Genomic DNA, 23,877 nt, shown 5'->3' with positions numbered 1-23,877 from the left:
GGTGGCGGGTCGGGTTCACCCGTTCGGAGGGGCGATCTCTCGGTCTGATCGGTCGATCGCTGTGACTCGGTGCGGTGCTCGCTGGGAGTGGACCCAAGAGTGTTGGACCGGTCGGCGACGACGCAAACCCGGACCCCGATTCCGGGTGATTTTGTGACCTACCTCACTCTTGACCTGTCCGGTTTGCGGGAGTTTGTGCTGATCAGAAGTCCACAGTTCGGACAAGCCGGGAGGTTTCCGGCGCGTGTCGGTGCGGTGAAGACCGGTCGCGCCCGAGCCTCGTGCGAGGGTGTCGGCAGGGGTTCGCGGATTGTGACAGCGGGGTCGTCGACCCGTGACTGGAACGCGCTCCATCGTTGTGACCGGCTGTCATGACCTTTGACCCGTCAGGCGCATCGACCGCTGGTGAGGGCGCCGACCGCGCGCCCCCGCTCGACGGACAGACTTGAGCGGAATACGCTCAACTCTGTCGAGGTTGGACCAGAGGCCGGTGGCGGATCCCACCGGTCCCGAGACCACGAGTGCACGACCGACCGGAGGGGACGTTGGACGCGAAGTTCACCACCAAGTCGCAGGACGCGATCGGCGACGCCATCCAGCAGGCGACGGCCGCCGGCAACCCGCAGCTCGAGCCTGCGCACCTGCTGAACGCGCTGCTCGCCCAGGAGGGCGGTGTCGCGAACGGCCTGCTCGATGCGGTCGGCGCGGACCGGGTCGCCCTCGGGCGCGCGGTGCGTGCCGTGCTGGTGGGGCTGCCCACCGCCAGCGGGTCGAGCGTCAGCCAGCCCACCCCGTCGCGGGCCACCGCGACCGTCATCGACGCGGCCTCCTCCGAGGCGCGCGCCCTCGGGGACGACTACGTCTCCACCGAGCACCTGCTGCTCGGGATCGCCGCAGGTCAGACCGGTGTCGCCGATGCCCTGCGCGCCCAGGGCGCCTCCCGGGACGCGCTGGCCGCCGCCCTGCCGACCGTGCGCGGGAGCGCGCGCGTCACCAGCCCGAACCCGGAGGGCACCTACAAGGCGCTGGAGCAGTACGGCGTCGACCTCACCCGCCGCGCAGCCGAGGGTCGCCTCGACCCGGTGATCGGCCGCGACGCCGAGATCCGCCGCGTGATCCAGGTGCTGTCCCGCCGCACCAAGAACAACCCGGTGCTGATCGGCGAGCCCGGCGTCGGCAAGACCGCCGTCGTCGAGGGCCTCGCCCAGCGCATCGTGGCCGGTGACGTGCCGGAGTCCCTGCGCGGCAAGCGGCTGATCTCGCTCGACCTGGCCGCCATGGTCGCCGGGGCGAAGTACCGCGGCGAGTTCGAGGAGCGCCTCAAGGCCGTGCTGGCGGAGATCACCTCCTCCGACGGCGAGGTCGTCACCTTCATCGACGAGCTGCACACCGTCGTCGGCGCGGGCGCCGGCGGCGAGGGCGCGATGGACGCGGGCAACATGCTCAAGCCCATGCTGGCCCGCGGCGAGCTGCGCCTGGTCGGTGCCACCACGCTGGACGAGTACCGGGAGCGGATCGAGAAGGACCCCGCCCTGGAGCGCCGGTTCCAGCAGGTCTTCGTCGGCGAGCCCTCGGTCGAGGACACCGTCGCGATCCTGCGCGGGCTCAAGGAGCGGTACGAGGCGCACCACAAGGTGACGATCGCCGACGCGGCCCTGGTCGCCGCCGCCGCGCTCTCCGACCGGTACATCACCGGCCGCCAGCTGCCCGACAAGGCGATCGACCTGGTCGACGAGGCGGCCTCCCGGCTGCGGATGGAGCTCGACTCCTCCCCGATCGAGATCGACGAGCTCCAGCGCGCCGTGACCCGGCTGGAGATGGAGGAGGTCGTGCTGTCCGAGGCCGACGACCCCGCCTCCGCCGAGCGGCTGGAGAAGCTGCGCGCCGACCTGGCCGACCGCCGCGAGGAGCTGGCCGGGCTGACCGCGCGCTGGGAGAAGGAGAAGGCCGGGCACAACCTGGTCGGTGACCTCAAGGCGCGCCTGGACGAGCTGCGCTCCACCGCCGACCGGCTGCTGCGCGAGGGCGACCTCGCCGGTGCCGCGCGCCTCCAGTACGGCGAGATCCCGGCGGTCGAGAAGGAGATCGCGGCCGCCGAGTCCGCCGAGCAGGCCGAGGAGGTCGTGACCCCGGCGGCCCCGATGATCGCCGACAAGGTCGGTCCGGACGAGATCGCCGAGGTGGTCGCTGCGTGGACCGGCATCCCCGCCGGCCGGCTGCTGGAGGGCGAGACCGCCAAGCTGCTGCGGATGGAGGACGTGATCGGCGAACGGCTGATCGGCCAGCGCGCCGCCGTCGCCACCGTGTCCGACGCCGTGCGCCGCTCGCGCGCCGGGATCGCCGACCCCGACCGCCCCACCGGCTCGTTCCTGTTCCTCGGCCCCACCGGCGTCGGCAAGACCGAGCTCGCCAAGGCGCTCGCGGACTTCCTGTTCGACGACGAGCGCGCCATGGTGCGGATCGACATGTCCGAGTACTCCGAGCGGCACGCCGTCGCGCGGCTGATCGGCGCCCCTCCCGGCTACGTCGGCTACGAGGAGGGCGGCCAGCTCACCGAGGCCGTCCGCCGCCGTCCCTACTCCGTGCTGCTGCTGGACGAGGTCGAGAAGGCCCACCCCGAGGTCTTCGACATCCTGCTCCAGGTGCTCGACGACGGTCGGCTCACCGACGGGCAGGGCCGCACGGTCGACTTCCGGAACGTCATCCTCATCCTCACCTCGAACCTCGGCTCGCAGTTCCTGGTGGACCCGGTGCTGGACGAGGCTGCGAAGCGTGAGGCCGTGATGTCCGAGGTCAGGCAGGCGTTCAAGCCGGAGTTCCTCAACCGGCTGGACGACACGGTGCTGTTCGACCCGCTCTCGCTGGATGAGCTCACCCGGATCGTCGACATCCAGGTCGGCCAGCTGTCCGCCCGGGTGCGCGACCGCCGGCTCACGCTGGACGTCACCCCGGCCGCCCGCGAGTGGCTGGCGATCGAGGGCTTCGACCCGGCGTACGGCGCCCGCCCGCTGCGCCGGCTCGTGCAGCGCGAGATCGGTGACCGCCTGGCCAGGATGATCCTCTCCGGCGAGGTGCACGACGGCGACACCGTCCGCGCCGACCGCGAGCCCGAGGCCCAGCACCTCACGCTCACCCGCGCCTGAGGGCCGGCCCCTCGTCGAGATCGCAGTAGATGCTCCTTCCCGCGCCGGGAAGCGACATCTGCTGCGATCTCGACCTTGCTGTGCGGGTTCGGTGAAGGTGGGGCGGGGGTCCGGGCGGGCGCAGGCCGCGCGCAGGTGGCCGGCACGCGCGCGTGCGAGGATCGATCGCGATGAGAACGATCCTCGCCCTCACCGCCCCGGCCGCCGCCGCGTCCGCTGACCCCGAGCTCACCGGCCTCGCCGGCTGGGTGGTCGACGTCGTGGACGCCCTCGGCCCGATCGGCGTCGGCCTGCTGGTCGCGCTGGAGAACCTGTTCCCGCCGATCCCCTCCGAGGTCGTGCTGCCGGTCGCCGGCTACGTCGCCAGCCAGGGCCGGATGTCGCTGGCGTGGGCGATCGTGGGCGCGACGCTGGGGGCGGTGCTCGGCGCGTGGCTGCTGTACCTGATCGGTGCCGGCCTCGGTCGCGAGCGGATCCGCCGGTGGCTGGAGAAGATCCCGCTGATGGAGGTCGAGGACCTCGATCGTGCCGAGGCGTGGTTCGTCCGGCACGGCGGCACGGCGGTGCTGATCGGGCGCTGCGTGCCGGTGGTGCGCAGCCTGATCTCGATCCCGGCGGGCATCGAGCGCATGCCGATGGGGCGCTTCCTGCTCTACACGACGCTCGGCAGCGCGGTCTGGAACAGCGCCCTGGTGGTCGCCGGCTACGTGCTCGGCGCGCAGTGGGAGGACGTCGGGCACTACTCCGACTACCTGAACTACGCGGTGTACGCGGCGATCGTGGTGGTCGTCGTGCACTTCGTCTGGACGCGCCTGCGCCGTCGGCGTCGCACGGCCTGAGGCGCGGGCGCGCCGCCGGGCGTCACGCGAACAGCGCGCCGACCTCCGTGCTGAACAGGTCGGCGCCCTTGATCCGGCTGGTCTCCTCCGGCCCGAGGATCCGGTGCTCCCCGTGCTCGTCGGCGACCTGCGAGGCGCCGCCGGTGCGACCCAGCGGCAGCACGATCCGCTCCGGCGCCGGGGCGTAGGTGCGGGTGGCGGGCTCGCCGGCGATCAGCGCGCGGATGTTCGCGGCGACGACGTCGGCGTGGTCCCGGGCGGCCGAGGCGCGCTTGGACTCGGGCACGTCGGTGAGGTCGCCCACCGCGAACACCGCGGGGTGGCCGGTGACGGCGAGCGTGGGGTCGACCCGCACCTCGCCCAGGCCGTTGCGCACCCCCGCGAGGTCGCCGGCCAGGTAGTCGCCGGCGGGCAGGTTGCCGTAGCAGCGGAACCACATCTGCGCCTCGATGCGCACGCCGGCCTCGGTGTCGACCACGAAGGGTTCGTAGACGCCGACGTCGGAGGGCGGCAGGTAGCCGAGCCGTGAGCCGAGCACGAAGTCGACCTTCCGGTCGGCCAGCTGCTCGCGGATCGAGCTGCGCAGCTCGGGCAGGTAGTCGCCGGAGGACAGCGCGTCGTCCTCCTGGTCGACCAGGGTGATCGCCAGGTCGGGGTAGGCGTCCAGCAGCTCGCCGACCAGCTCGAGGCCGACTGCCCCGGCGCCGACGACGAGCACCCGCTCGGCCTGCGCCAGGCCCTCGCGCATCCGGGCCAGCCGGGCGCGGGCGACGTGGGTCTCGCTCTCGATGAACTTGGCGGGGAACGGGTAGGCGGTGCCGGTGGCGAGCACCAGGTAGTCGGCGTCCAGCGCCTGCCCGTCGTCCAGGCGGACCCCGGTGGAGGTGGCGCGCTCGACGCGCTGCCGCACCACGGAGCCGTGCGTCAGCAGCCGGTCGTAGCCGAAGAAGACGCGGTCCTCCCACTCCGGGTCCACGGCCGCGCGCAGGGCGGCGGAGGCGTGCACGAACGCGTCCTTGGGCTCGACCAGGACGACCTCGGCCACGTCGTCGAGCAGGGAGGCCACCCGGGACCCGCCGTACCCGCCGCCGACGACGACCACCCGCGGTGCTGCCATGGTGCTGACCTCCTCGTACGCCCGGTCGCGCCCCTCGCGCCCGTGGCCACCAGGGTCTCATCCGGTCGTCCCGCACAGGTGGGACGACCGGCCCGCGCGGACGTGAGCCCGGACACGCCGTCATGCGTTCGGCCCCGCCGACCGCTGGTGCGGGCGACGGGGCCGAACGGTCTGCGGGACGGATCAGGCGGCGGCCTGCGCCACCATGGCCTCCAGCTCGGCGGTGTCGAAGCCGGCCATGCCGAAGCCGGCCAGCACGCGCATCGGCATCTCGCCCATCATCGGCACCATCATCGGGTCGAGCTCGACGCCGTCCAGGCGGGCCTGCACGATCGGTGCGCCGACCGGGTGCGCCAGCCACTCGGTGAGGGTGTCGGCCGCCGACAGCGTGCCCCACAGCGGCTCGCCGGTGACGGCGACCTCGGCGGTGCCCCGGATGTCGCGGGAGGACGCGCCGACCTCGATCACCGTGCGGCCGCCGCCGACCACCCACCGGCGCAGGCCGGGGTGCCAGTAGGACAGGTCGCGGGCGTCGAGGCGGAAGGTCAGCGTGCGGTGCTCGCCGGGCGCGAGGTCGACCTTCGCGAACGCCTTGAGCTCGTGCACCGGGCGCAGCACGGCGGCCTCCGGATCGCCCACGTAGACCTGCACCACCTCGGCGCCGCGCACGGCGCCGGTGTTGGTGATCGTCGCGGTGACCTCGACCGCCGAGGTCGGGCCCTCGCCGGTGACGGTCGCGGTGACGTCGGAGTAGCCGAAGGTCGTGTAGGTCAGGCCGTGGCCGAAGGGGTAGGCGACGTCGACCAGGCGGGTGTCGTACCAGCGGTAGCCGATCAGCACCCCCTCGCCGTAGCGGACGGTGCCGTTGTCGCCGGGGAAGTTGCCGAATGCCGGGGTGTCCTGCACGCGGTGCGGGATCGTCTCGGCGAGGCGGCCGGAGGGGCTGCGGGTGCCGAGCAGCAGGTCCGCGACCGCGGAGCCGCCGGCCTGACCGCCGAGCCAGGTCTCCAGCACGGCCGGGGTGGCGTCCTGCCAGCCGACCGACACGGCCGAGCCGTTGGCGAGCACGACGACGACGCGGGGGTTCACCGCGGCGACCGCCTCGATCAGCGCGCGCTGGTTGGCGGGCAGGTCGAGGTGCGTGCGGTCGTAGCCCTCGGACTCGTCGGGGGCGGGCAGGCCGAGGAACAGCAGCACGGTCCCGGCGCCCCGGGCGACCTCGACGGCCTCCGCGAGCAGCGCGGCGTCATCGGCGTCCTGCGAGCCCTCGACGCCGGCCACCGAGAAGCCGGCGGCGAACGGCAGGTCGGTGCCGGTGGCGGTGCGCAGCGCGGTCAGGGCGTCGTCCAGGCGGGTCGGGTTCACCTGCGAGGAGCCGGCGCCCTGGTAGCGCGGGGTGCGGGCGAACTCGCCGATCACCACGGCCGAGGCGGCATCGGTCAGCGGCAGCAGGGGGGCGCCGTCGACCGGGTCGTTCTTCAGCAGCACCGAGCCGTCGGCGGCGGCCTCGCGGGCCAGCGCGTGGTGGGCGTCCACGTCGATCGTGCCCGGCTCGGCCAGGCCCGGCAGCGCCTGCGCGACCATCCGCAGCACGCGGCGCACCGCGATGTCGAGCAGGGACTCGTCCAGCTCGCCGTTCTTGACGGCGTCGACCACGAGCGCGTCGGTGCGACCGCCGGTGGCGGGCATCTCCAGGTCCAGGCCGGCGGCGACGGCGGAGACGCGATCGACCACGGCGCCCCAGTCGGAGACGACCAGGCCCTCGAAGCCCCACTCGTCGCGCAGCACCTCGGTCAGCAGCCAGTGGTCCTGCGAGGCGTAGGTGCCGTTGATCTTGTTGTACGAGCACATGACCGTCCACGGCTGCGCGCGCGTGACGACGCGCTCGAAGGCCGGCAGGTAGATCTCGCGCAGGGTGCGCTCGTCCACCTCGGCGGAGACGCGCATGCGGTCGGTCTCCTGGTTGTTCGCGGCGTAGTGCTTGAGCGAGGTGCCGACGCCCTCGGACTGGATGCCCTGCACCAGCGCGGTCGCCAGGTCGCCGGCCAGCGCCGGGTCCTCGGAGAAGTACTCGAAGTTGCGCCCGCACAGCGGGGAGCGCTTCATGTTCACGCCGGGGCCGAGCAGCACCGCGACGTCGTTGCCGCGGGTCTCCCGGCCGAGCGCCGCGCCCACGCGGTGCAGCAGGTCGGCGTCCCAGGTGGAGGCCAGCGCGGCGGCGGGCGGGAAGCAGGTGGCGGGCACCGAGGCGCCCAGGCCGAGGTGGTCGGCGCTGGTGTCCTGCTTGCGCAGGCCGTGCGGGCCGTCGGTCACCATCACGGCGGGCACGCCGAGGCGCTCCACCGGCTCGGTGTGCCAGAAGTCGGAGCCGGACGTCAGGGCGGCCTTCTCCTCCAGGGTGAGCTCGGCCAGGACACGCTCGACGTCGAAGACGTGGGACATGGGGGCACCTCCTCGTGCGGTGGATCTGTGGTGGACCCGACTATAACCCTGATCCCGACCATGTGGTCGGGTTTTCCTGCCCGGGAACGCGCGCGCTGTGAGACGCTGTGCGCCAGTCGCCGACGAGGGCGAGAAGGGGAGGCCGACATGAGCGTCGACGTCGAGCGCGGGTACGCCAAGGGGCGGGCCAAGCGCCGGGAGATCATCGACCAGGCCATGACGATGTTCGGCGAGGCCGGCTACCGCGGGGCGTCCCTGCGCGAGATCGCCGCCCGGTGCGGGCTGTCGCACCCCGGACTGCTGCACCACTTCCCGACCAAGGAGTCGCTGCTGCTGGCCGTGCTGGCGCAGCGCGACGAGGCCGACACCGCCTGGCTCGGGCTGAGCGACAGCCACGGGATCGCCGCCCTGCGCCGCCTGGTGGAGCTCGGCGTGCTCAACAGCAACCGCCGGGGGATCGTCGAGCTGTTCGCCGTGCTCTCCGCGGAGGCCACCGCCGCCGACCACCCCGCGCACGACTTCTTCGTCGAGCGCTACCGCACCTCGGTGGACATGATCGTGCAGGCCTACCGCGAGGCGCAGCAGGACGGGCAGCTCCGCGAGGGAGTCGACCCGGACGCCGCCGGACGGCAGCTGGTCGCGGTGATGGACGGCTTGCAGGTGCAGTGGCTGCTGGACGGCGCGACCGACATGGGCGCGCTGCTGCGGGCCCACGTGCAGGGGCAGCTCACCGTCGACCTGTAGGGGCCGCTCAGCCCAGCATCGACCCCGTGACCGGCGCCGGGTGGACGGCCAGGCAGAGCCCCGTGCGGTCGCCGCCCGCCCAGGACCTCTCGGTCGGCGCCCACGCGACCAGCCGCAGGCCGTCCGCGCGCTCCTGGTCGGTGAGCGAGCACGCCGCCGAGGTGCGGTCCAGCGCCGCCTCGGCACCCGGCCAGGTGCGGTCGTCGAAGGTGTACTCGGTGATCACCTGCGCCAGGTGGTCCTGCGCGCAGGGCACCACCCGCACCCGGTCCACCTCGGCGCCCGTGGGCAGCTCGGCCACGCACGACCCGGTGACCAGCTGCACGGCGTGCGCGTCCCGGGCGTCGGTGATCTCGGCCGGCAGCGGACGCGTCGCGATCGAGGTCGCCACCAGCACCGTCACCACGGCCGCCCACGCCAGGGTGCCGAGCACGCCCAGCACCGTCCCCGCGATCGCCAGCCCTCGGCCCCGCCGGTCCGACCGGCGCAGCCGCACCAGAGCGACGACCCCGAGCACCAGCGCGACCGGGCCGAGGCCCACCACCCCGGTGACCAGCGCGGCCACCGCCACCGGCTCCACCCGCGGACGCGGCGGCTGCCACCCCGGCGCGTAGTACGCCTCCTGCGGGTAGCCGTACGGGTCGGCGGCGCTCACCTCAGATGTCCACCGCGGCGCCGACGGTCATGTTCCCGCCGACCACCGACCCGGTGACCCACTCCGACGTCACCAGCAGGCAGTACGCGGTGCGCCCGCCGGCGTCCCACTGGTCCGGGTGCGGGGTGAACACGGTCAGGTAGCCGGTCTCCTCGACCGGACCGCCGAGCAGGGCGACAGCCTGGTCCTCGCAGGCGTAGTACGCCGCGTCGAACGCCGGGTCGGTCACGGTCAGGTCGACGGACACCGGCGCGGTCAGCTCGACCGTGGACAGCACCTCGGCGCCGTGCGTCGCGGCGCAGTCGATCACCTCGGCGTCCGACATGTCGTACTCCCACGGCACGTCCGCGAGGCACTGGCCGGGAGTCAGCGCGATCGTCAGCGCGTAGGGCGGGAGCACGGTGTCCGACGTGCTGCCGTCGGCGGCGTCGGTGTCGTCGCTCGGCGCCCAGGTCTCGGTGCTGGTGCTGCCCTGGTCGCGGGACCCCTGCGCGTTCAGCGACAGCGGGATCACCACCGCGAACACCACCATCAGCACCATGAACGCGGTGATCACGCCACCGACCACGACACCGGCGATCGCCATGCCACGACCCTGGTCGCCCGAGCGGCGGATCCGGCGCAGCGCCGCGATCCCCAGCCCGAGGCCCACCGGCGCCGCCAGCGTCACCAGGAAGGAGGCGAGGCTGGTGACCAGCGAGGCGGTGGCCAGCGGCTCGGTGCGCGGCGGCTGCTGACCCCACGGGCCGCCGTAGCCCGCCGGGGCGCCGGGGTAGCAGGCGGGGGCGCCGGGGTAGCCGCCTGCCGGGTAGCCGCCGCCGGGGTAGCCCGCGCCGACCGGGGGAGCGCCGTAGGGGGTGGCCGGCGGGGCGCCGTAGGGGTTCGCGGTCGGCAGGCCTGTGGACGCTGCGCCGACGGGTGCACCGTAGGGCGAGGCGGGTGCCGTGCCGGAGGGCGAGACCTCGGTCGGCGCGCCGTAGGGCGACGGGGGCGTGGCGCCGAACGGCGTGGCCGGGGCGGCACCGCCGGGCGGAGGACCGTACGGCGATCCCGAGGCGGGCGCCGCCGTGCCCTGCTCCCAGGACGGGCGCGCCTCGTACCCGGAGGGCGCGGGCGCCTGCGGGTACCCGGTCGCCGAGCCCGCGCCCCAGCTGCCGCCGAACCGCTCGCCGGTCCCCGGGTCGCCGGCACCCCGGCCGTCGGCACCCCGGGCGTCGGCACCGCTCGGTGCGGCGTACGGGTCGGGCCGGTCGTCGTCCTGGCCGGGGCCGGGACCCCAGATCGGCGTGCTCATGCGCAGAACCTAGCCCAGCGTGGCCGTGCCGGTCGTCCCTCCGGTCGGGTGGTGCTCAGGCGGCGTCCGCGATCTCCAGCACCACCGGCACGTGGTCGGAGGCGCCCTTGCCCTTGCGCTCGTCCCGCACGATCGCCGCGCCGGTCACCCGGGCCGCCAGCGCGGGGGAGGCGTAGGTGAAGTCGATCCGCATGCCCTGGTTCTTCGGGAAGCGCAGCTGCTGGTAGTCCCAGTACGTGTAGGTGTGCTCGGCGGGCAGGTGCGCGCGGGAGACCTCGGTGTACCCGGCGGCGGCGAAGGCGGTGAACGCGTCCCGCTCGGCGGGGGTCACGTGCGTGCGCCCGGCGAAGAAGTCGATGTCCCACACGTCGGTGTCCAGGGGCGCGACGTTCCAGTCGCCGACCAGCGCCAGCGGCAGCGCCGGGTCGCCGGTGCCGTCCGCGATCCAGCCGGCCGCCTCGGTGCGCAGCGCCTCCAGCCAGCGCAGCTTGTAGTCGAGGTGCGGGTCGCCGATCTCCCGGCCGTTCGGCACGTACAGGCTCCAGACCCGCACGCCGCCGCAGGACGCGCCCAGCGCGCGGGCCTCGGTCACCGGCTCCTCGCCCCACCCCGGCTGCCCGGCGAACGCGTGCTCGACGTCGGTGATCCCCACCCGCGAGGCGATGGCCACCCCGTTCCACTGGCTGAACCCGCTGGTGACGACCTCGTAGCCCGCCGCCTCGAAGGCCTCGCGCGGGAACTGCTCGTCCTTGCACTTGGTCTCCTGCATGGCGAGCACGTCGGTGCCGGACCGCTGGAGGAAGTCGACCACCCGGTCGACGCGGGCCCGGATCGAGTTGACGTTCCACGTGGCGAGGCGCATGCCCGGCACGCTACCCGCCCCCACCCACCTCCCCGCCCCGCACCTGTCCGCACCCACCCCTCCCCACCCACCCCTCCATCCCGCGAGGTCGGTGGTTCTGCGGCCCGCGCGGCGTGTCGTGCAGGCGTGTCCTGCACGAACCACCGACCTCGACGCAGGGGGAGCGGGACAGAGTGTGGCGGGCTCCGTAGGGTGGCGGCATGGGAACCGCACTCGTCACGGGGGCCAGCGCCGGTCTGGGGCTGGAGTTCGCCTGGCAGCTCGCCACCGCACGGCACGACGTCGTCCTGGTCGCCCGGGACGGTGAGCGCCTGGAACGCCTCGCCGCGCAGCTGCGCGCCGCCGCGGGCGTGCACGCCGAGGTGATCGCCGCCGACCTGACCGACCGCGCCGACACCGAGCGGGTGGCCGAGCGGCTGCGCGCCACCGGGCGTCCGGTGGGCCTGCTGGTGAACAACGCCGGCCTCGGCCTCGGGCAGCGCTTCGTCGGCGGCGACCTGGCCCGCGAGGAGGCCGCCCTCGACCTGATGGTCCGCACCGTGCTCGTGCTGTCGCACGCCGCCGCCGGCGCCATGGTCGAGCGGGGTCGCGGCGCGATCCTCAACGTCGCCTCGGTGGCCGCGCTCATGGCCTCGGGCACCTACTCCGCGCACAAGGCGTGGGTGCGGTCCTTCACCGAGGGGCTCGCGGTCGAGCTGCACGGCACCGGCGTCACCGCGACCGCCCTCAACCCCGGGCTGACCCACACCGAGTTCCACGAGCGCGCCGGCCTGACCGGGGAGCAGGGCCTGCCCGAGATCGTCTGGCTGAGCGCCGACCGGGTGGTCGCGCAGGCGCTCGCGGACGTGCGGCGCGGGGCGGTGCTGTCCACGCCGAGCCTGCGCTACCAGGCGGCCTCCGGTCTGCTGCGCGTGCTGCCGCGTGCGGCGGTGCGGGGGATCGCGGCGAGCCGTGCCACCGGCCGCCCCTCGCTCGACGACTGACGCCCGGGGCACTGGCGCGCTCGCTACCCTGGCTGGCGTGATGAGCACCCCGATGTCCCCCACCCCGCGCGAGCAGCTGCGTGACCTGATCGTCGAGCTCGCCGTGGTCCGCGGCGCCGTGACGCTGTCCTCCGGGCGGCAGGCCGACTACTACGTGGACCTGCGCCGCGTCACCCTGCACCACCGCGCGGCCCCGCTGATCGGGCACGTGCTGCTGGACCGGCTGGAGGAGGTCGGGCTCGGCACCGCCGAGATCGAGGCCGTCGGCGGGCTCACCCTCGGCGCCGACCCGGTCGCCACCGCGCTGCTGCACGCCGCCGCGTCCCGCGGCCAGGACCTCGACGCGTTCGTGGTCCGCAAGGAGGCGAAGGCGCACGGCATGCAGCGCCGGATCGAGGGCCCGGACATCGCCGGTCGCCCGGTCGTCGTGCTGGAGGACACCTCCACCACCGGCGGCTCGCCGATCCAGGCGGTGCAGGCCGCCCGCGAGGCCGGTGCCGACGTGCGTGGTGTCGCCGTGATCGTGGACCGCGACACCGGCGCCCGCGAGAGGATCGAGGCGCTCGGCGTGCCGTACCACTTCCTGTTCGGCCTGTCCGACCTCGGTCTCGCCTGAGCGCCGACGGCCTCCGATGACCACCCCCGGCGGTCCGCCGCGTCCTCCGCTGAACCCCGGCGTGCTCGCGGTGGGCGGCGGGGTCGTGCTCGTCGTCGTGATCGGCGCCGTCATGGTCGGCGGCCGCGGGGACGGCAGCGGCGGCTCGCTGCTGCCGTGGGTGCTCGTCCCGCTGCTGCTGGTCGGCGGCCTGGTCGCGGAGACGTACGCGACCCGTCGGCGGCACGAGCGCAACCGTGCCTGGGCGGCATCGCAGGGCTGGACCTACCAGGCCGCCGACGCCACGCTCGCCCACCGCTGGAACGGCGAGCCCTTCGGGGAGGGTCGTTCCCGGAACGCGACCGAGGTGCTGCGCGGGGTTCTCCGCGGTCACCCCGTCACGTCCTTCACCTACCGGTGGACCACCGGCTCCGGCAAGAACCGCACCACCCACACCCGGCACGTCGTCGCGCTCGACCTGCCGGCGTCGCTGCCCACGCTCCAGCTCACCCCGGAGCACCTCGGCACCGCCGTCGCCCGGTTCTTCGGCGGCCAGGACATCCGGTTCGAGCACGAGGAGTTCAACGCCGAGTGGCGGGTGGAGGCCACCGACCTGCGGTTCGCCCACGGCGTCGTGCACCCCCGCCTGATGGAGGCGCTGATGCGCCACCCCGCCCGCGGCACGTCGATGCGGGTCGGCGGGGCGTCGGTGCTCTCCTGGTCCTACGGGCGCACCGACCTGACGCAGGTGATCGAGCGGGCGGCGGTGCTGTGCACGGTGGTCGACGCGATCCCGCGGCACGTCTGGCAGGACCACGGCTGGGACCCCGAGGAGCCGGTGGTGCGGTGAGCGAGGCGGGCAGGGGGCGGCACACGGCGACGGGACCCGCCGAGCCCGGTCGGCGACTCCGGCGGTGGCAGCGACCGACCTGGCCGGAGCTGCTGACGATCCTCGGCGTGGTGGTCGCATGCCTGGTCCTGCTGGTCGCGATCGGGGCGTCGATCGCGGGGGAGCGGCCGATCGCCCTGCCGTCGTGGGCGGTCCTCGTCGCGGCCATGGTCGCGCTGGTGCGGCATGACCGACGGGTCGCGGCCGCCCGGCGTCGTCGTCTCGACCTGCTCGCGGCCTGGGCGATGGCGCACGGCTGGACACTGCGTCAGGTCGACCCACGGCTGGAGAACCGGTGGTACGGACCGCCCTTCGACCTCGCCGGGCGTCGGCACGTCACGGAGGCGCTGCACGGGCGCATCGACGGGCGGGCGGTGGTCTCGTTCGTCTACGCCGCGGAGGGCCCGGGCACGCAGCCCCTGCTGCACCACGTCGTCGCGGTCGACCTGCCGGCGGCGCTGCCCGATCTCGGCCTGCTGCTGGAGACGACCGCCTCGGGCGTGGCGGACGCGGTGGGCGTGCGGGACCTCCAGGTCGAGTCCGCCGCCTTCGACCGGGCCCGCCGCATCGTGTCCGACGACCCCCGCTACGCGCACGCCGTGCTCGGCCCGCGCACCATGGACCTGCTGCTCACCGGCCCGCTCCGCGACCGCCCGGTGCGGATCGAGGGCTCCGCCGTGCTCACGTGGAGCCCCGGACCGACCGATGTCGACCAGGTGATCCCGCTCGTCGACGCCCTGACGGCCCTGGCCGGATCGATCCCCGGGCACGTGCTCGCCGACCACGGCCGACGTCCGGGGCCGGAGCAGGACACCGCCGCCTGGGTGCGGTCGTGAGCAGCGCGCCCCCGCTGCGGACCCGGAGCCGCCGGGACCGCTGGGGCGGGCACGCCGAGACGGTTGGGGTGGAGCGTGCCGTGCCTCGCTGGCGGAAGGTCGCCGCCGTGCTCTCCGCCGTCGGTGTCGGCTCCCTGTTCTCCCGCGGCCAGGAGGTGTTCCCGCTGGCGGTGATGCTGACGGCCCTGACCGCGGAGAGCCGGTGAGGACACGTTCCCGGGCGGGCGACGAGGGCGAGGGCCGGCGCGTCCGGCGCGTCCTCGGCGTCGCGCTGATCGTGCTCGGTTACGGGTCGCTCGTGCTCGGGGCGCTCTGCGGGGTGCTCGCGGTGCTCCTGGCCGGACTGGTCATGCTGGCCGCCGGGATGCTGCTCGTGCCGCGGCGCACGGGTCAGCGGGGGCGCAGCAGCCGGACGTACCGCGCGCTGACGGCGTGGGCGCAGGCCGAGGGCTGGCGCTACGCGGGGCAGGACCCGGCGCTGACGACCCGCTGGCACGGGGCGCCGTTCGACGCCGGAGGTGCGTACCGCGCGATCGACGTGCTCTCCCACGAGGCCGACGGGCGCCTGACCTGCTCGTGCACCGTGCGTCGGAGCCTGGAGGGCGTCACCCGGCCGACCCGGACCTTCATGCACCTGGTCGCGCTCCAGACCCCGGCACGGCTGCCGGACCTCCGGCTGCGCCCGCACGCGGAGGACGCGACGCGCGACCTGCGCGCGCAGGACGTCGTCACCGAGTCGCCGGAGTTCAACGCGGAGTGGCGGGTGCAGGGATCGGACCTGCGCGCGGTGCACGGCGTGCTGCACCCCGCCACCCTGGAACGGCTGATGGCGGACGACCTGCGCGGCGCGAACCTGCGCACCGAGGGCGACTGGCTGCTGGTGTGGTGGCCCGGGCCGACCGACCCCGACCTGGTCGCGCAGCGGGTCGCCGCGGTGCTCGACCTGGCACGACGGATCCCGCGTCACGTCTGGCAGGACCAGGGCTGGGACCCGATCAGCCGCCGGCCGGTGCCCGCCGACCGATACGATCCGATGACCGCCGGACCGACCGAGGAGCAGCTGTGAGCGGATTGATCATCGCCGTCATCGTCGTCGCGGCGGTCGTCGTCATCGTCCTGCTGTGGGCGGTGGCGCAGTACAACGGCTTCGTCCGGCTGCGGAACCTGGTGCAGGAGTCCTGGCGGCAGATCGACGTCGAGCTGCACCGCCGGCACGACCTGATCCCGAACCTGATCGAGACCGTCAAGGGCTACGCGGCGCACGAGCGTGGCGTGTTCGAGGCCGTCACCGCGGCCCGCTCCGCCGCAGCCGGACCCAGCACGGGCCCCGCGCAGCAGGCCGAGCAGGAGAACGTGCTCACCCAGGCGCTCGGCCGGCTGTTCGCCGTCGCCGAGGCGTACCCGGCGCTGCGTGCCTCGGAGAACTTCCAGCAGCTCCAGGCCGAGCTCACCAACACCGAGGACCGGATCGCCGCCGGGCGCCGGTTCTACAACGCGAACGTGCGCGAGCTGAACACCAAGGTCGAGTCGTTCCCGGCCAACGTGATCGCGTCGATGTTCAGCTTCACCCGCGCCGAGTACTTCGAGGCCGAGGACCCGGCCGTGCGCGCGGCGCCGCGGGTCGACTTCGGCAGCTGAGCGGGCGGCGGGTCAGACCGCCAGCAGCGTCCCCACGGTGACGGCCACGGTCGCCACCACCTCCCCGGCACCGATCACCGCCGGCCGCACCCGCCCGCGCCTCGGCAGCAGCACCGCCCGGGCGAGCAGCCCGGCCGCGACGACCACGAGCACGGCACCGCCGACCGGCCGCTCCCACCCGCCCACGGCTGCCGCCACCGCCGCGAGCAGCAGCACCGCGTGGTACCCGACGGACACCGCCAGCGTCCGGCGCTCGCCGCGCTCGCGGATCATCGACTTCACGTAGGGCACCGTGCCGACCAGGTACGCGCCGAGCACCAGGGTCGCCGCCCACGCGGCGGGCTCGTCGGCGCCGGGCGGCACGATCCCGGCGGGCGCCGGTGCGGTGAGGCCCGCGGCGACCACCGTCATCAGGCAGGCCGCCGCGATCGTCACCAGGTCGTTGCCCCAGGACCGGTCCTGCCGTCGGGCGGCGTACCGGAGGCTCACCGCGAGCAGCACGGCGAAGACCGGGGCCCAGCGCAGCAGCGCGGGGTGGGTGGCCAGCAGCGGGAGCCCGAGCACGGCGGTGGCGACGGCGTGGCCGATCACCGGCGGGCGGTAGCGGGGCTTGCGGCCGGAGCGGAGCCACTGTGTCGTGGCGAAGTAGGTGCAGTACGCCGCGGTCCACGCGAGCAGGAGCAGCAGGTGCCACGGCTGCGGCCCGGCGACGAGCGCACCGACGACGGTGGGCGCGAGGACCATCGCCCAGGCGCCGTGCTGGTTCGGCACCCAGCCCCGGGGGATCCGGCGACGGCGTGCGGCGGGGCGGGCGTCGAGGGTCACGACCCCCATCCTGGCGGGTCGGACCTGCGCGGTGGCCGGTGGTCCGTGCGGAAATCACGCAGATCGCGTCGGCCGGGTCGTCCGAGCCCTTAGCGTGCCCGGGTCGGTCCTGGTGACCGGCGGGCAGCCGGTCGCGCGCACGCGGCAGCACGGCGCTCTCGTCGGCGAAGGAGATGCACGATGGCGGACCGCGACCCGGCACGTCCCGAGCAGGTCGTCGGGTGGGGCCTCTCCGGCTCGACCAGCAGCCAGGTCCCCAAGGTGTGGAAGCCCGTTCCTGATCCTCGGGACGGTGTGCTCGGACGCGAACCCGACGCCGGTGAGTGTCGCTTCTGCGGCTGCGTGCCGGCCGCTCAGGTCGACATGCAGAGCATGTCCAGCGTCCTGGTCTTCTTCACGATCCGTACCTGCAGTGGGTGGATGTGCCGATCCTGCGCCGAGGTCGCGCGTGCCGATGCGGACGCCCGGACGATGGCCTGGGGATGGTGGGGGTTCGGGGCGATCGCGATCTGGATGCTGCCGCTGGTCAATCGGGTGCGCATCCGACGGATGCGGCTGCTGGACATCCCGAGGCCGACCCCCGGCGTCGTCGCGCAGCGGGGGTTGTCGTCCTCGACGCCGACGCCGTGGTTCCGACGTCGTGGTCCGTTGATCGCCGCCGGCGTCGGCGGCGCGATCTGGTTCCCGGTCGTCGGGGTCGTCCTCGCCGGGATGACGGGGCTGCTCGGATGACCGGGCGCGACGTGGGAGCTGCTGCGTCGCCGCCAGGTCGTCTGCCGATCCGCCGCCCGACCCTGCGGACCGCCCTCGTCCTGCGGCTGTTCTTCTGGTCGGGGATGCTCATGAGCACCTGGATGCTCGCGACGCAGAGCCTGGTCGTGCTCGGCTATCCGACATCGCGGATCCAGGTGCCCTTGGTGTGGGTCCTCGCCGTGGGGTGGTGGGGGACCTACCTCGCAGCGTTCGCCGACGACCGTTCGGTCCGTGCCGACGCGAGCGGAGTGCACCTGCGGCGAGGTCGCGTGCGCACCGACATCCCGTGGTCGGTGATCGAGTCGTTCGATCACACCGTCACACACCTCGTCGTCACGACGCGCGGGGGTGCCCGCCTCCGCTTCCGCCTCCTGGACGATCGGGCTCGGGCCGTGCACGGCGTCAGCACCACGCCGATCGCTGCGCTCGCGGCACACCTCCAGGCAGCCCTCCGGGTCGGGTCGATCGACCGGCACGGGTCGACGTCGACCACCACAGCGCGCGGCTTCTCCGCAGGTCAGCGTGTCGAGCTGGTCGTTCTCGGCTGGGTCCTCCTGGCCCTTGCCGTCGCCCGGACGGTCGGGCTCGTCGGCTGAGTCAGCCCGCCTCGGGCCCGGCAGTCCCCACGCGCTCGATCAGGTCCGCCACCGAGTCCACCACGTGCGTGGGCCGGAACGGGAAGCGCCCGATGTCGTCCGGCCGGGTGGAGCCGGTGAGCACGAGGAACGTGCGCAGGCCCGCCTCGATGCCGGCGACCACGTCGGTGTCCATCCGGTCGCCGATCATGGCGGTGGTCTCGGAGTGCGCGTCGATCCGGTTGAGCGCGGAGCGGATCATCATCGGGTTGGGCTTGCCGACGAAGTAGGGCTGCCGGCCGGTGGCGGCGGTGATCATCGCGGCGACGGCGCCGGTGGCGGGCAGGTCGCCCTCCTGGCTGGGGCCGGTGACGTCGGGGTTGGTGGCGATGAAGCGCGCACCGCCCTGGATCAGCCGGATCGCGCGGGTGATCGCCTCGAAGGAGTACGTGCGGGTCTCGCCGAGCACCACGAAGTCGGGGTCCGCCGAGGTCAGCGTGTAGCCGGCCTCGTACAGGGCGGTGGTCAGCCCGGCCTCGCCGATCACGTAGGCGGAGCCGTTCGGCTCCTGGTCGGTGAGGAACTGCGCGGTGGCCAGCGCCGACGTCCACAGGGACGCCTCGTCCACGTCGATCCCCGAGCCGGCGAGGCGGGCACGCAGGTCGCGCGGCGTGAAGATCGAGTTGTTCGTGAGGATCAGGAACGGGTGGCCGCCGTCGCGCAGCGCCCGGACGAACTCGGGGGCGCCGGGCACGGCCACGCCCTCGTGCACCAGGACGCCGTCCATGTCGGACAGCCAGGAGCTGATCGGTCGGGCGGTCACTGCTCGAAGGCCTTGCGCTCGACCTCGGCGCGCTCGGTGGCTTCCTCCGGCGCGACCCCGCGCTTGGCGTCGCGGCGGGCGCGCAGCACCTCGATCGCCATCGGCACCACGGAGATCAGCACGATCAGGACCAGCAGCGCCTCGATGTTCTCCTTGACGAAGGAGATGTTGCCCAGCGCGTAACCGAGCAGCGTGACGCCGACGCCCCAGAGCGCGGCACCGATCACGTTGAAGGACACGAAGTGCCGGTAGCTCATCTTGCCGACGCCCGCGGCGACCGGGGCGTAGGTGCGCACGATCGGCACGAAGCGGGCGATGATGATCGTGCGGCCGCCGTACTTGTCGAAGTACTTGTACGTCTCGTCGATGTACTTCTGCTTGAAGATCCGCGAGTCCGGCCGCGCGAACAGCTTGCGCCCGCCCTTGGCGCCGATCAGGTACGCCAGCTGGTCGCCGAGGAACGCCGCCGCGAAGATCAGCACGCACAGCAGCCAGAGCGGGAAGTCCAGCTTCTGCTGCGCGACCAGCGCACCGGCGGTGAACAGCAGCGAGTCGCCGGGCAGCAGCGGGAACAGCAGACCGGTCTCGATGAAGACGACCACCACGATGCCGATCAGCGCGTACGTGCCGAAGGACTGGATCAGGTGGTCGGCGTTGAGCCAGTCGGGGCCGAGCGCGGGCATCGGACCGGCGGCGTGCAGGGTGGCCGCCAACGCGGTCGACAGAAGCATGGTTCCCAGCGTACGGCGGCGGGTGGGGCGGCCCGTGCCGCCCGGTGTGCAGACACTGTGCGAGTTCCGGCCTGCCAGGATGAACCCCGTGACCCAGACGACGGACGGCACGATCGGCACGCCCCTGACCCCCGGCGCCACCCGCGCCCTGCTGCTCGGATCCGGCGAGCTCGGCAAGGAGGTCGCGATCGAGCTCCAGCGCCTCGGCGTCGAGGTGGTGGCGGTGGACCGGTACCCGGACGCCCCGGCGATGCAGGTGGCGCACCGCTCGCACGTGGTGGACATGCTCGACCCGGTGGCGCTGCGCGCGGTGCTGGACGCCGAGCAGCCGCACGTGGTGGTGCCGGAGATCGAGGCGATCGCCACGCAGGTGCTGGCCGACGTGGAGGAGACCGGGGTGCGCGTGGTCCCGACGGCGCGGGCGACCCGGCTCACGATGGACCGCGAGGGGATCCGCCGGCTGGCCGCCGAGGACCTGGGCCTGCCGACCTCGCCGTACCGCTTCGTCGACTCGCTGGCCGACCTGCGCGCCGCGATCGTCGAGGTCGGGCTGCCGTGCGTGGTGAAGCCGGTGATGTCCTCCTCCGGCAAGGGGCAGTCGGTGATCCGGACCGACGCCGACGTCGAGACGGCGTGGACGGCCGCGCAGACCGGCGGACGGGCCACCGCCGAGGACGGCGCCGCGGTGCGGGTGATCGTCGAGGGCTTCGTGCGGTTCGACTCCGAGATCACGCTGCTGACCGTCCGTCACGCCGGCGGCACCACGTTCTGCGAGCCCGTCGGCCACGTGCAGGTGGACGGCGACTACCGCGAGTCCTGGCAGCCCGCCGCCCTGCCCGCCGCCGCGCTCGCCGAGGCGCAGCACGTCGCCGCGACCGTCACCGAGGCCCTCGGCGGCTGGGGCGTGTTCGGCGTCGAGCTGTTCGTGGTCGGGGAGCACGTGCTGTTCTCCGAGGTCTCCCCACGCCCGCACGACACCGGCCTGGTCACGCTGGCCTCGCAGGACCTGTCGGAGTTCGCCCTGCACGCCCGCGCCGTCCTCGGGCTGCCGGTGCCGGAGATCGCCGTGCTCGGCCCCGCCGCGTCGGTGGCGGTGCTCGCCGAGGGCACCGGCGTGCCGCGGTTCGCCGGGGTGGACGCGGCGCTCGCGGTGCCGACCGCGCAGGTCCGGCTGTTCGGCAAGCCGTCGGTGGCCGGCCGGCGCCGGGTCGCGGTGACCGTGGCGCGCGGCGGCGACGTGGCCGAGGCCCTGGACCGGGCGCGTGCTGCCGCAGACGCGCTGACCGTCACGCTGGACTGAGGCCCCTGGTGGACGCCGACGACCCGCGCGACCCCGAGGAGGTCGGCGTCGGCCCCTGGCCCGGCGGCCCCGACGCCTGGCCGACCGATCCGCGCTACGACCCCGACCTGCTCGCCCACGGCGACCGGCGCAACGTCGTCGACGCCTACCGGTACTGGACCGTCGAGGCGATCGTCGCCGACCTCGACACCCACCGGCACCCGTTCCACGTCGCGATCGAGAACTGGTCGCACGACCTCAACATCGGCTCGGTGGTCCGCACCGCCAACGCCTTCAACGCCGCCGGCGTGCACGTGGTCGGCCGCCGCCGGTGGAACCGCCGCGGGGCGATGGTCACCGACCGCTACCTGCACGTGCACCACCACCCCGACGTCGACCACCTGCTCGCCTGGGCGGCCGCCGAGGGGCTGCCGGTGCTCGGGATCGACAACGTGCCCGGCTCGGTGCCGATCGAGGGGCGGGCGCTGCCGCGCGCCTGCGTGCTGCTGTTCGGGCAGGAGTCCGCGGGGCTGTCCGACGAGGCGCGGGCGGGGTCGGACGTCGTCCTGCACATCACCCAGCACGGGTCGACCCGGTCGATCAACGCGGGGGCCGCGGCGGCGATCGCGATGCACGCGTGGATGACGCAGCACGCGGGCTGACCTGCTGCTGAGGGTGGCTCTCGACCTGTCGGGGCCGAGACCTGCGTGCTGGTACGCACGCGCGTCTGCGTGGAACCACGCACGACGGCAGATCGAGGCGACCAGCGGGGCCGATGATCCGGTGCGCGGCTGGACCGCCGTCGCCCGAGATCACTGCGAGAGGACGAGAGATGCCCACCTGGCCCCGGACGACCCGCGGTGACGTCGCATGAGCGAGCCGGGCTGGGCCGTCTTCTCCGTGGTCGGCTTCGTCGCCCTCGTAGCCCCGCTGGCGCGGCTCGTGGGAGCGCGGCGACGCGACGAGTCCGCGCCGGAGCGTGCAGTCGGCAGCGGATCGAGCGGGGGATCGACGGACCGCTGGCCGGCGGCCTTCGCGCTGGTCCTCGGGGTCTTCGCCGTGACGTCCCTCCTGCGGAACCTGGGTGACGTCGACTGGCGCGCCCTGGCCCCGATCGTCATCGCGGCAGTCGTCGCGATGACCGTCGAGGCGCTCGGCGGCGGGCGAGCGGGCCGGTTCGCCTGGGCCTACGCGGTCCTCGCCGGTGTCGCGGCCGGCCTGTTCCTCTCGTCCTGAGACGTGGCCGCTCCCGCGCCGGCGCCACGGTGGAGACGTCCGCGAGATCAGTGCGATCTCCGGCGCCGTCCGGTGCGTCGGCCTGAGCCGGATGCATCCCGCCAACGGGTGGTTCTTGCCGGATCGCGCGGGTCTCGTCCCCGAGGGCGAGGGCCCCGCCGCCCACCTGAGAGGCCGCTGAGAGCCGTTGGTGCGGCTTCCCCCGGGCGGGAGATGCTGCTCGCGGAGGGGGTGGTGCGGTGATCATCGTCCGGGAGTTCAGCAGCCTGCTGGTGAAGCACAGCGAGTTCGACTGCGGCGAGCCGCTGCTCGACGGCTGGCTCACCTCGCAGGCGTCCCAGCAGCACCGGCGGAACAACGCCCGGACCATGATCGCCGCCGACGAGGCCGAGGTCAGGGTGGCCGGCTACTTCACGAGCCTGGCCTACGAGCTGCAGCCGGACGAGGCGGTCGCCGTCGACGGGAGGGCGCATCGATATCCCGTGCCCGCGGTGCTGCTGGCTCGGCTGGCAGTCGACAGGCGATACCAGGGCCAGGGGCTCGGACGCCTGCTGCTGGTGGATGCGCTGCAACGGTTCGACCGTGCGTCGCGTGACATCGGGTTCGAGGTGGTCGTCGTGGATGCGTTGCACGAGGACGCGGCGTGCTTCTACCTCAAGTACGGGTTCCGGCGGTTCGCGCACCACGACCTCCGGCTGTTCCTCACCACCAAGGACCTCCAGGCGACGTTCTCCGCCGAATCGGCTTGATCTGTACATACGGTGTGCGTACGATCGGTCCGAAACAAGCGTGGGGGACCGTCTCCCACCGCCGCCCAGAGGGGATGTCATGACCGCCCAGACCGCCGCGACCGCAGCAGCAGACCGCTCGGCGCGCCTCAACATGCGTCTCGCGCCCGACGCGCTCGATCTCATCCGTTCCGCAGCGCGCGCGCAGCAGCAGGACGTGACCTCGTTCGTGCTCGGGGCGGCGCTGGAGCGTGCGCGGCTCGTGCTGATGGAGGAGCGCGTCATGCTGCTCAGCGCCCGCGAGGTCGAGCAGGTCGACGAGGCCCTCGACCGGGAGGCCCGTGTCGTGCCCGAGCTGGCGGCGCTGGTCCGCGAGGTCAGGGCCGCGCGTGCCGCCACGTCGACCGCCGCACGCGGGTGAGCGACCCCACCGTGCCGCCCGCCGGCTGGACCGAGCACCGCCGGCCCGAGGACCGCGAGCTGTTGGGCTGGATCCGCCCCGACGGCGACGAGGTCGTCGCGGTGGACCGGCTGGGGCGGGACGTCACCGGCCCGGTGGACTGGCCGGCGGCGGAGGAGGCGCTGGAGGAGCGCGGCCTGCGCTGGCTCGCGGACCTGTGGCAGCTCACCGACGTGCACGGGACGGTGCACCGGGTGCGGTTCGCCGAGGTGAGCGCGGAGCGCGTGGTCGTGGTCGCCGACCGGCTCGGTGCGGTCGACCCGACGGCGCCGCGCTGGGTGCTGCCGTTCCCTGCGCCCGACTCGCTGCGCCCGTTCGAGGGCGACCCGCACGTGCTGGACGGGCCGACGCCGGGCGTCTGATCTCGCCCGCGCCGGCACCGTCCCGCACTCCCGGGCACGAACGTCCCGACCACCCACTCCCGCCGACG

The 23,877-nt window shown here is 74.0% G+C and carries 26 protein-coding genes; 18 read left to right on the top strand and 8 right to left on the bottom strand.

Annotated features, from left to right (window positions below):
- Window positions 1–545: 545 nt before the first annotated feature.
- Together clpB and ACZ5HG_RS17705 are read left to right on the top strand one after the other, a co-directional pair.
- On the top strand, window positions 546–3,143 hold the full coding sequence (clpB, locus tag ACZ5HG_RS17710) for an ATP-dependent chaperone ClpB (RefSeq protein ID WP_464178783.1): 2,598 nt from the start codon (window positions 546–548) through the stop codon (window positions 3,141–3,143).
- A 170-nt stretch (window positions 3,144–3,313) separates the two neighbouring features.
- Window positions 3,314–3,982, top strand: a complete 669-nt coding sequence (locus ACZ5HG_RS17705; RefSeq protein WP_464178781.1) for a DedA family protein — start codon at window positions 3,314–3,316, stop codon at window positions 3,980–3,982.
- A gap of 22 nt (window positions 3,983–4,004) precedes the next feature.
- Here the strand turns inward: ACZ5HG_RS17705 and ACZ5HG_RS17700 are convergent, their stop codons facing one another.
- Together ACZ5HG_RS17700 and ACZ5HG_RS17695 are read right to left on the bottom strand one after the other, a co-directional pair.
- Window positions 4,005–5,099: an FAD-dependent oxidoreductase gene (locus ACZ5HG_RS17700; RefSeq protein ID WP_464178779.1), complete on the bottom strand. Its 1,095-nt coding sequence runs from the start codon at window positions 5,097–5,099 to the stop codon at window positions 4,005–4,007.
- Window positions 5,100–5,282: 183 nt separating this feature from the next.
- Window positions 5,283–7,541, bottom strand: a complete 2,259-nt coding sequence (locus ACZ5HG_RS17695; RefSeq protein WP_464178776.1) for an aryl-beta-d-glycosidase — start codon at window positions 7,539–7,541, stop codon at window positions 5,283–5,285.
- Window positions 7,542–7,688: 147 nt separating this feature from the next.
- On the opposite strand from ACZ5HG_RS17695, the gene ACZ5HG_RS17690 reads away from it, so the two are divergent.
- A complete protein-coding gene (locus ACZ5HG_RS17690; protein WP_464178774.1) occupies window positions 7,689–8,285 on the top strand; it encodes a TetR/AcrR family transcriptional regulator in 597 nt (198 codons plus the stop codon).
- A gap of 7 nt (window positions 8,286–8,292) precedes the next feature.
- Here the strand turns inward: ACZ5HG_RS17690 and ACZ5HG_RS17685 are convergent, their stop codons facing one another.
- From ACZ5HG_RS17685 to ACZ5HG_RS17675, 3 genes are read right to left on the bottom strand one after another with little or no spacing between them, the layout of a single operon-like run.
- Window positions 8,293–8,940 (bottom strand): DUF4190 domain-containing protein, encoded by a 648-nt coding sequence (locus ACZ5HG_RS17685; RefSeq protein WP_464178772.1) that lies wholly within the window; start codon window positions 8,938–8,940, stop codon window positions 8,293–8,295.
- Between the two features lies 1 nt (window position 8,941).
- Complete coding sequence (locus ACZ5HG_RS17680) at window positions 8,942–10,234, bottom strand: DUF4190 domain-containing protein (protein ID WP_464178769.1); 1,293 nt, start codon at window positions 10,232–10,234, stop codon at window positions 8,942–8,944.
- Window positions 10,235–10,289: 55 nt separating this feature from the next.
- Entirely contained in the window at window positions 10,290–11,096 is an 807-nt protein-coding gene (locus ACZ5HG_RS17675; RefSeq protein ID WP_464178767.1) for an exodeoxyribonuclease III, read from the bottom strand.
- 200 nt (window positions 11,097–11,296) lie between these two features.
- Between ACZ5HG_RS17675 and ACZ5HG_RS17670 the strand changes: the two genes are divergently transcribed.
- From ACZ5HG_RS17670 to ACZ5HG_RS17640, 7 genes are all read left to right on the top strand, one after another.
- Entirely contained in the window at window positions 11,297–12,079 is a 783-nt protein-coding gene (locus ACZ5HG_RS17670; protein WP_464178764.1) for an SDR family NAD(P)-dependent oxidoreductase, read from the top strand.
- Window positions 12,080–12,119: 40 nt separating this feature from the next.
- Complete coding sequence (gene pyrE, locus ACZ5HG_RS17665; RefSeq protein ID WP_464178761.1) at window positions 12,120–12,695, top strand: orotate phosphoribosyltransferase; 576 nt, start codon at window positions 12,120–12,122, stop codon at window positions 12,693–12,695.
- Between the two features lie 16 nt (window positions 12,696–12,711).
- Window positions 12,712–13,524: a hypothetical protein gene (locus tag ACZ5HG_RS17660; RefSeq protein ID WP_464178759.1), complete on the top strand. Its 813-nt coding sequence runs from the start codon at window positions 12,712–12,714 to the stop codon at window positions 13,522–13,524.
- The gene (locus tag ACZ5HG_RS17655; protein ID WP_464178757.1) at window positions 13,521–14,399 is read left to right on the top strand and encodes a hypothetical protein; all 879 of its coding nucleotides are present in this window, start codon (window positions 13,521–13,523) and stop codon (window positions 14,397–14,399) included. Before ACZ5HG_RS17660 ends, ACZ5HG_RS17655 begins: the two co-directional genes overlap by 4 nt.
- Before the next feature lie 80 nt (window positions 14,400–14,479).
- Window positions 14,480–14,605 carry a hypothetical protein gene (locus ACZ5HG_RS17650; RefSeq protein ID WP_464178755.1) on the top strand — a complete coding sequence of 42 codons (126 nt, stop codon included), beginning with the start codon at window positions 14,480–14,482 and terminating at the stop codon, window positions 14,603–14,605.
- Window positions 14,602–15,465, top strand: coding sequence for a type III secretion system chaperone family protein (locus ACZ5HG_RS17645; RefSeq protein ID WP_464178753.1), 864 nt, complete (start codon window positions 14,602–14,604; stop codon window positions 15,463–15,465). The genes ACZ5HG_RS17650 and ACZ5HG_RS17645 overlap by 4 nt, the downstream gene beginning before the upstream one ends.
- Window positions 15,462–16,037 carry a LemA family protein gene (locus ACZ5HG_RS17640; RefSeq protein ID WP_464178751.1) on the top strand — a complete coding sequence of 192 codons (576 nt, stop codon included), beginning with the start codon at window positions 15,462–15,464 and terminating at the stop codon, window positions 16,035–16,037. The genes ACZ5HG_RS17645 and ACZ5HG_RS17640 overlap by 4 nt, the downstream gene beginning before the upstream one ends.
- 12 nt (window positions 16,038–16,049) lie before the next feature.
- Here ACZ5HG_RS17640 and ACZ5HG_RS17635 read toward each other — a convergent pair whose 3' ends face one another.
- Entirely contained in the window at window positions 16,050–16,862 is an 813-nt protein-coding gene (locus ACZ5HG_RS17635) for a YwiC-like family protein (protein WP_464178748.1), read from the bottom strand.
- A gap of 180 nt (window positions 16,863–17,042) precedes the next feature.
- Between ACZ5HG_RS17635 and ACZ5HG_RS17630 the strand changes: the two genes are divergently transcribed.
- Window positions 17,043–17,594: a hypothetical protein gene (locus ACZ5HG_RS17630; protein WP_464178746.1), complete on the top strand. Its 552-nt coding sequence runs from the start codon at window positions 17,043–17,045 to the stop codon at window positions 17,592–17,594.
- Window positions 17,591–18,211 (top strand): hypothetical protein, encoded by a 621-nt coding sequence (locus ACZ5HG_RS17625; protein ID WP_464178744.1) that lies wholly within the window; start codon window positions 17,591–17,593, stop codon window positions 18,209–18,211. The genes ACZ5HG_RS17630 and ACZ5HG_RS17625 overlap by 4 nt, the downstream gene beginning before the upstream one ends.
- Window position 18,212: 1 nt before the next feature.
- Here ACZ5HG_RS17625 and ACZ5HG_RS17620 read toward each other — a convergent pair whose 3' ends face one another.
- Entirely contained in the window at window positions 18,213–18,977 is a 765-nt protein-coding gene (locus ACZ5HG_RS17620) for an HAD-IIA family hydrolase (RefSeq protein ID WP_464182203.1), read from the bottom strand.
- Window positions 18,978–19,009: 32 nt separating this feature from the next.
- Window positions 19,010–19,744, bottom strand: coding sequence for a VTT domain-containing protein (locus ACZ5HG_RS17615; RefSeq protein WP_464178742.1), 735 nt, complete (start codon window positions 19,742–19,744; stop codon window positions 19,010–19,012).
- Window positions 19,745–19,832: 88 nt separating this feature from the next.
- On the opposite strand from ACZ5HG_RS17615, the gene purT reads away from it, so the two are divergent.
- From purT to ACZ5HG_RS17585, 6 genes are all read left to right on the top strand, one after another.
- The gene (gene purT, locus ACZ5HG_RS17610; RefSeq protein ID WP_464178740.1) at window positions 19,833–21,044 is read left to right on the top strand and encodes a formate-dependent phosphoribosylglycinamide formyltransferase; all 1,212 of its coding nucleotides are present in this window, start codon (window positions 19,833–19,835) and stop codon (window positions 21,042–21,044) included.
- A gap of 8 nt (window positions 21,045–21,052) precedes the next feature.
- A complete protein-coding gene (locus ACZ5HG_RS17605; RefSeq protein WP_464178738.1) occupies window positions 21,053–21,685 on the top strand; it encodes a TrmH family RNA methyltransferase in 633 nt (210 codons plus the stop codon).
- 208 nt (window positions 21,686–21,893) lie between these two features.
- Complete coding sequence (locus tag ACZ5HG_RS17600) at window positions 21,894–22,259, top strand: hypothetical protein (protein WP_464178736.1); 366 nt, start codon at window positions 21,894–21,896, stop codon at window positions 22,257–22,259.
- A 239-nt stretch (window positions 22,260–22,498) separates the two neighbouring features.
- Entirely contained in the window at window positions 22,499–23,008 is a 510-nt protein-coding gene (locus ACZ5HG_RS17595; protein ID WP_464178734.1) for a GNAT family N-acetyltransferase, read from the top strand.
- 79 nt (window positions 23,009–23,087) lie between these two features.
- Window positions 23,088–23,408, top strand: coding sequence for a type II toxin-antitoxin system TacA family antitoxin (locus tag ACZ5HG_RS17590; protein ID WP_464178732.1), 321 nt, complete (start codon window positions 23,088–23,090; stop codon window positions 23,406–23,408).
- On the top strand, window positions 23,405–23,809 hold the full coding sequence (locus tag ACZ5HG_RS17585; RefSeq protein ID WP_464178730.1) for a hypothetical protein: 405 nt from the start codon (window positions 23,405–23,407) through the stop codon (window positions 23,807–23,809). The genes ACZ5HG_RS17590 and ACZ5HG_RS17585 overlap by 4 nt, the downstream gene beginning before the upstream one ends.
- Window positions 23,810–23,877: the final 68 nt, after the last annotated feature.

This window comes from Cellulomonas sp. GTC20042 (genome assembly GCF_055389595.1).
Note: the sequence above shows the minus strand (reverse complement) of the source record. Positions and strands in the feature narration are given on the sequence as shown.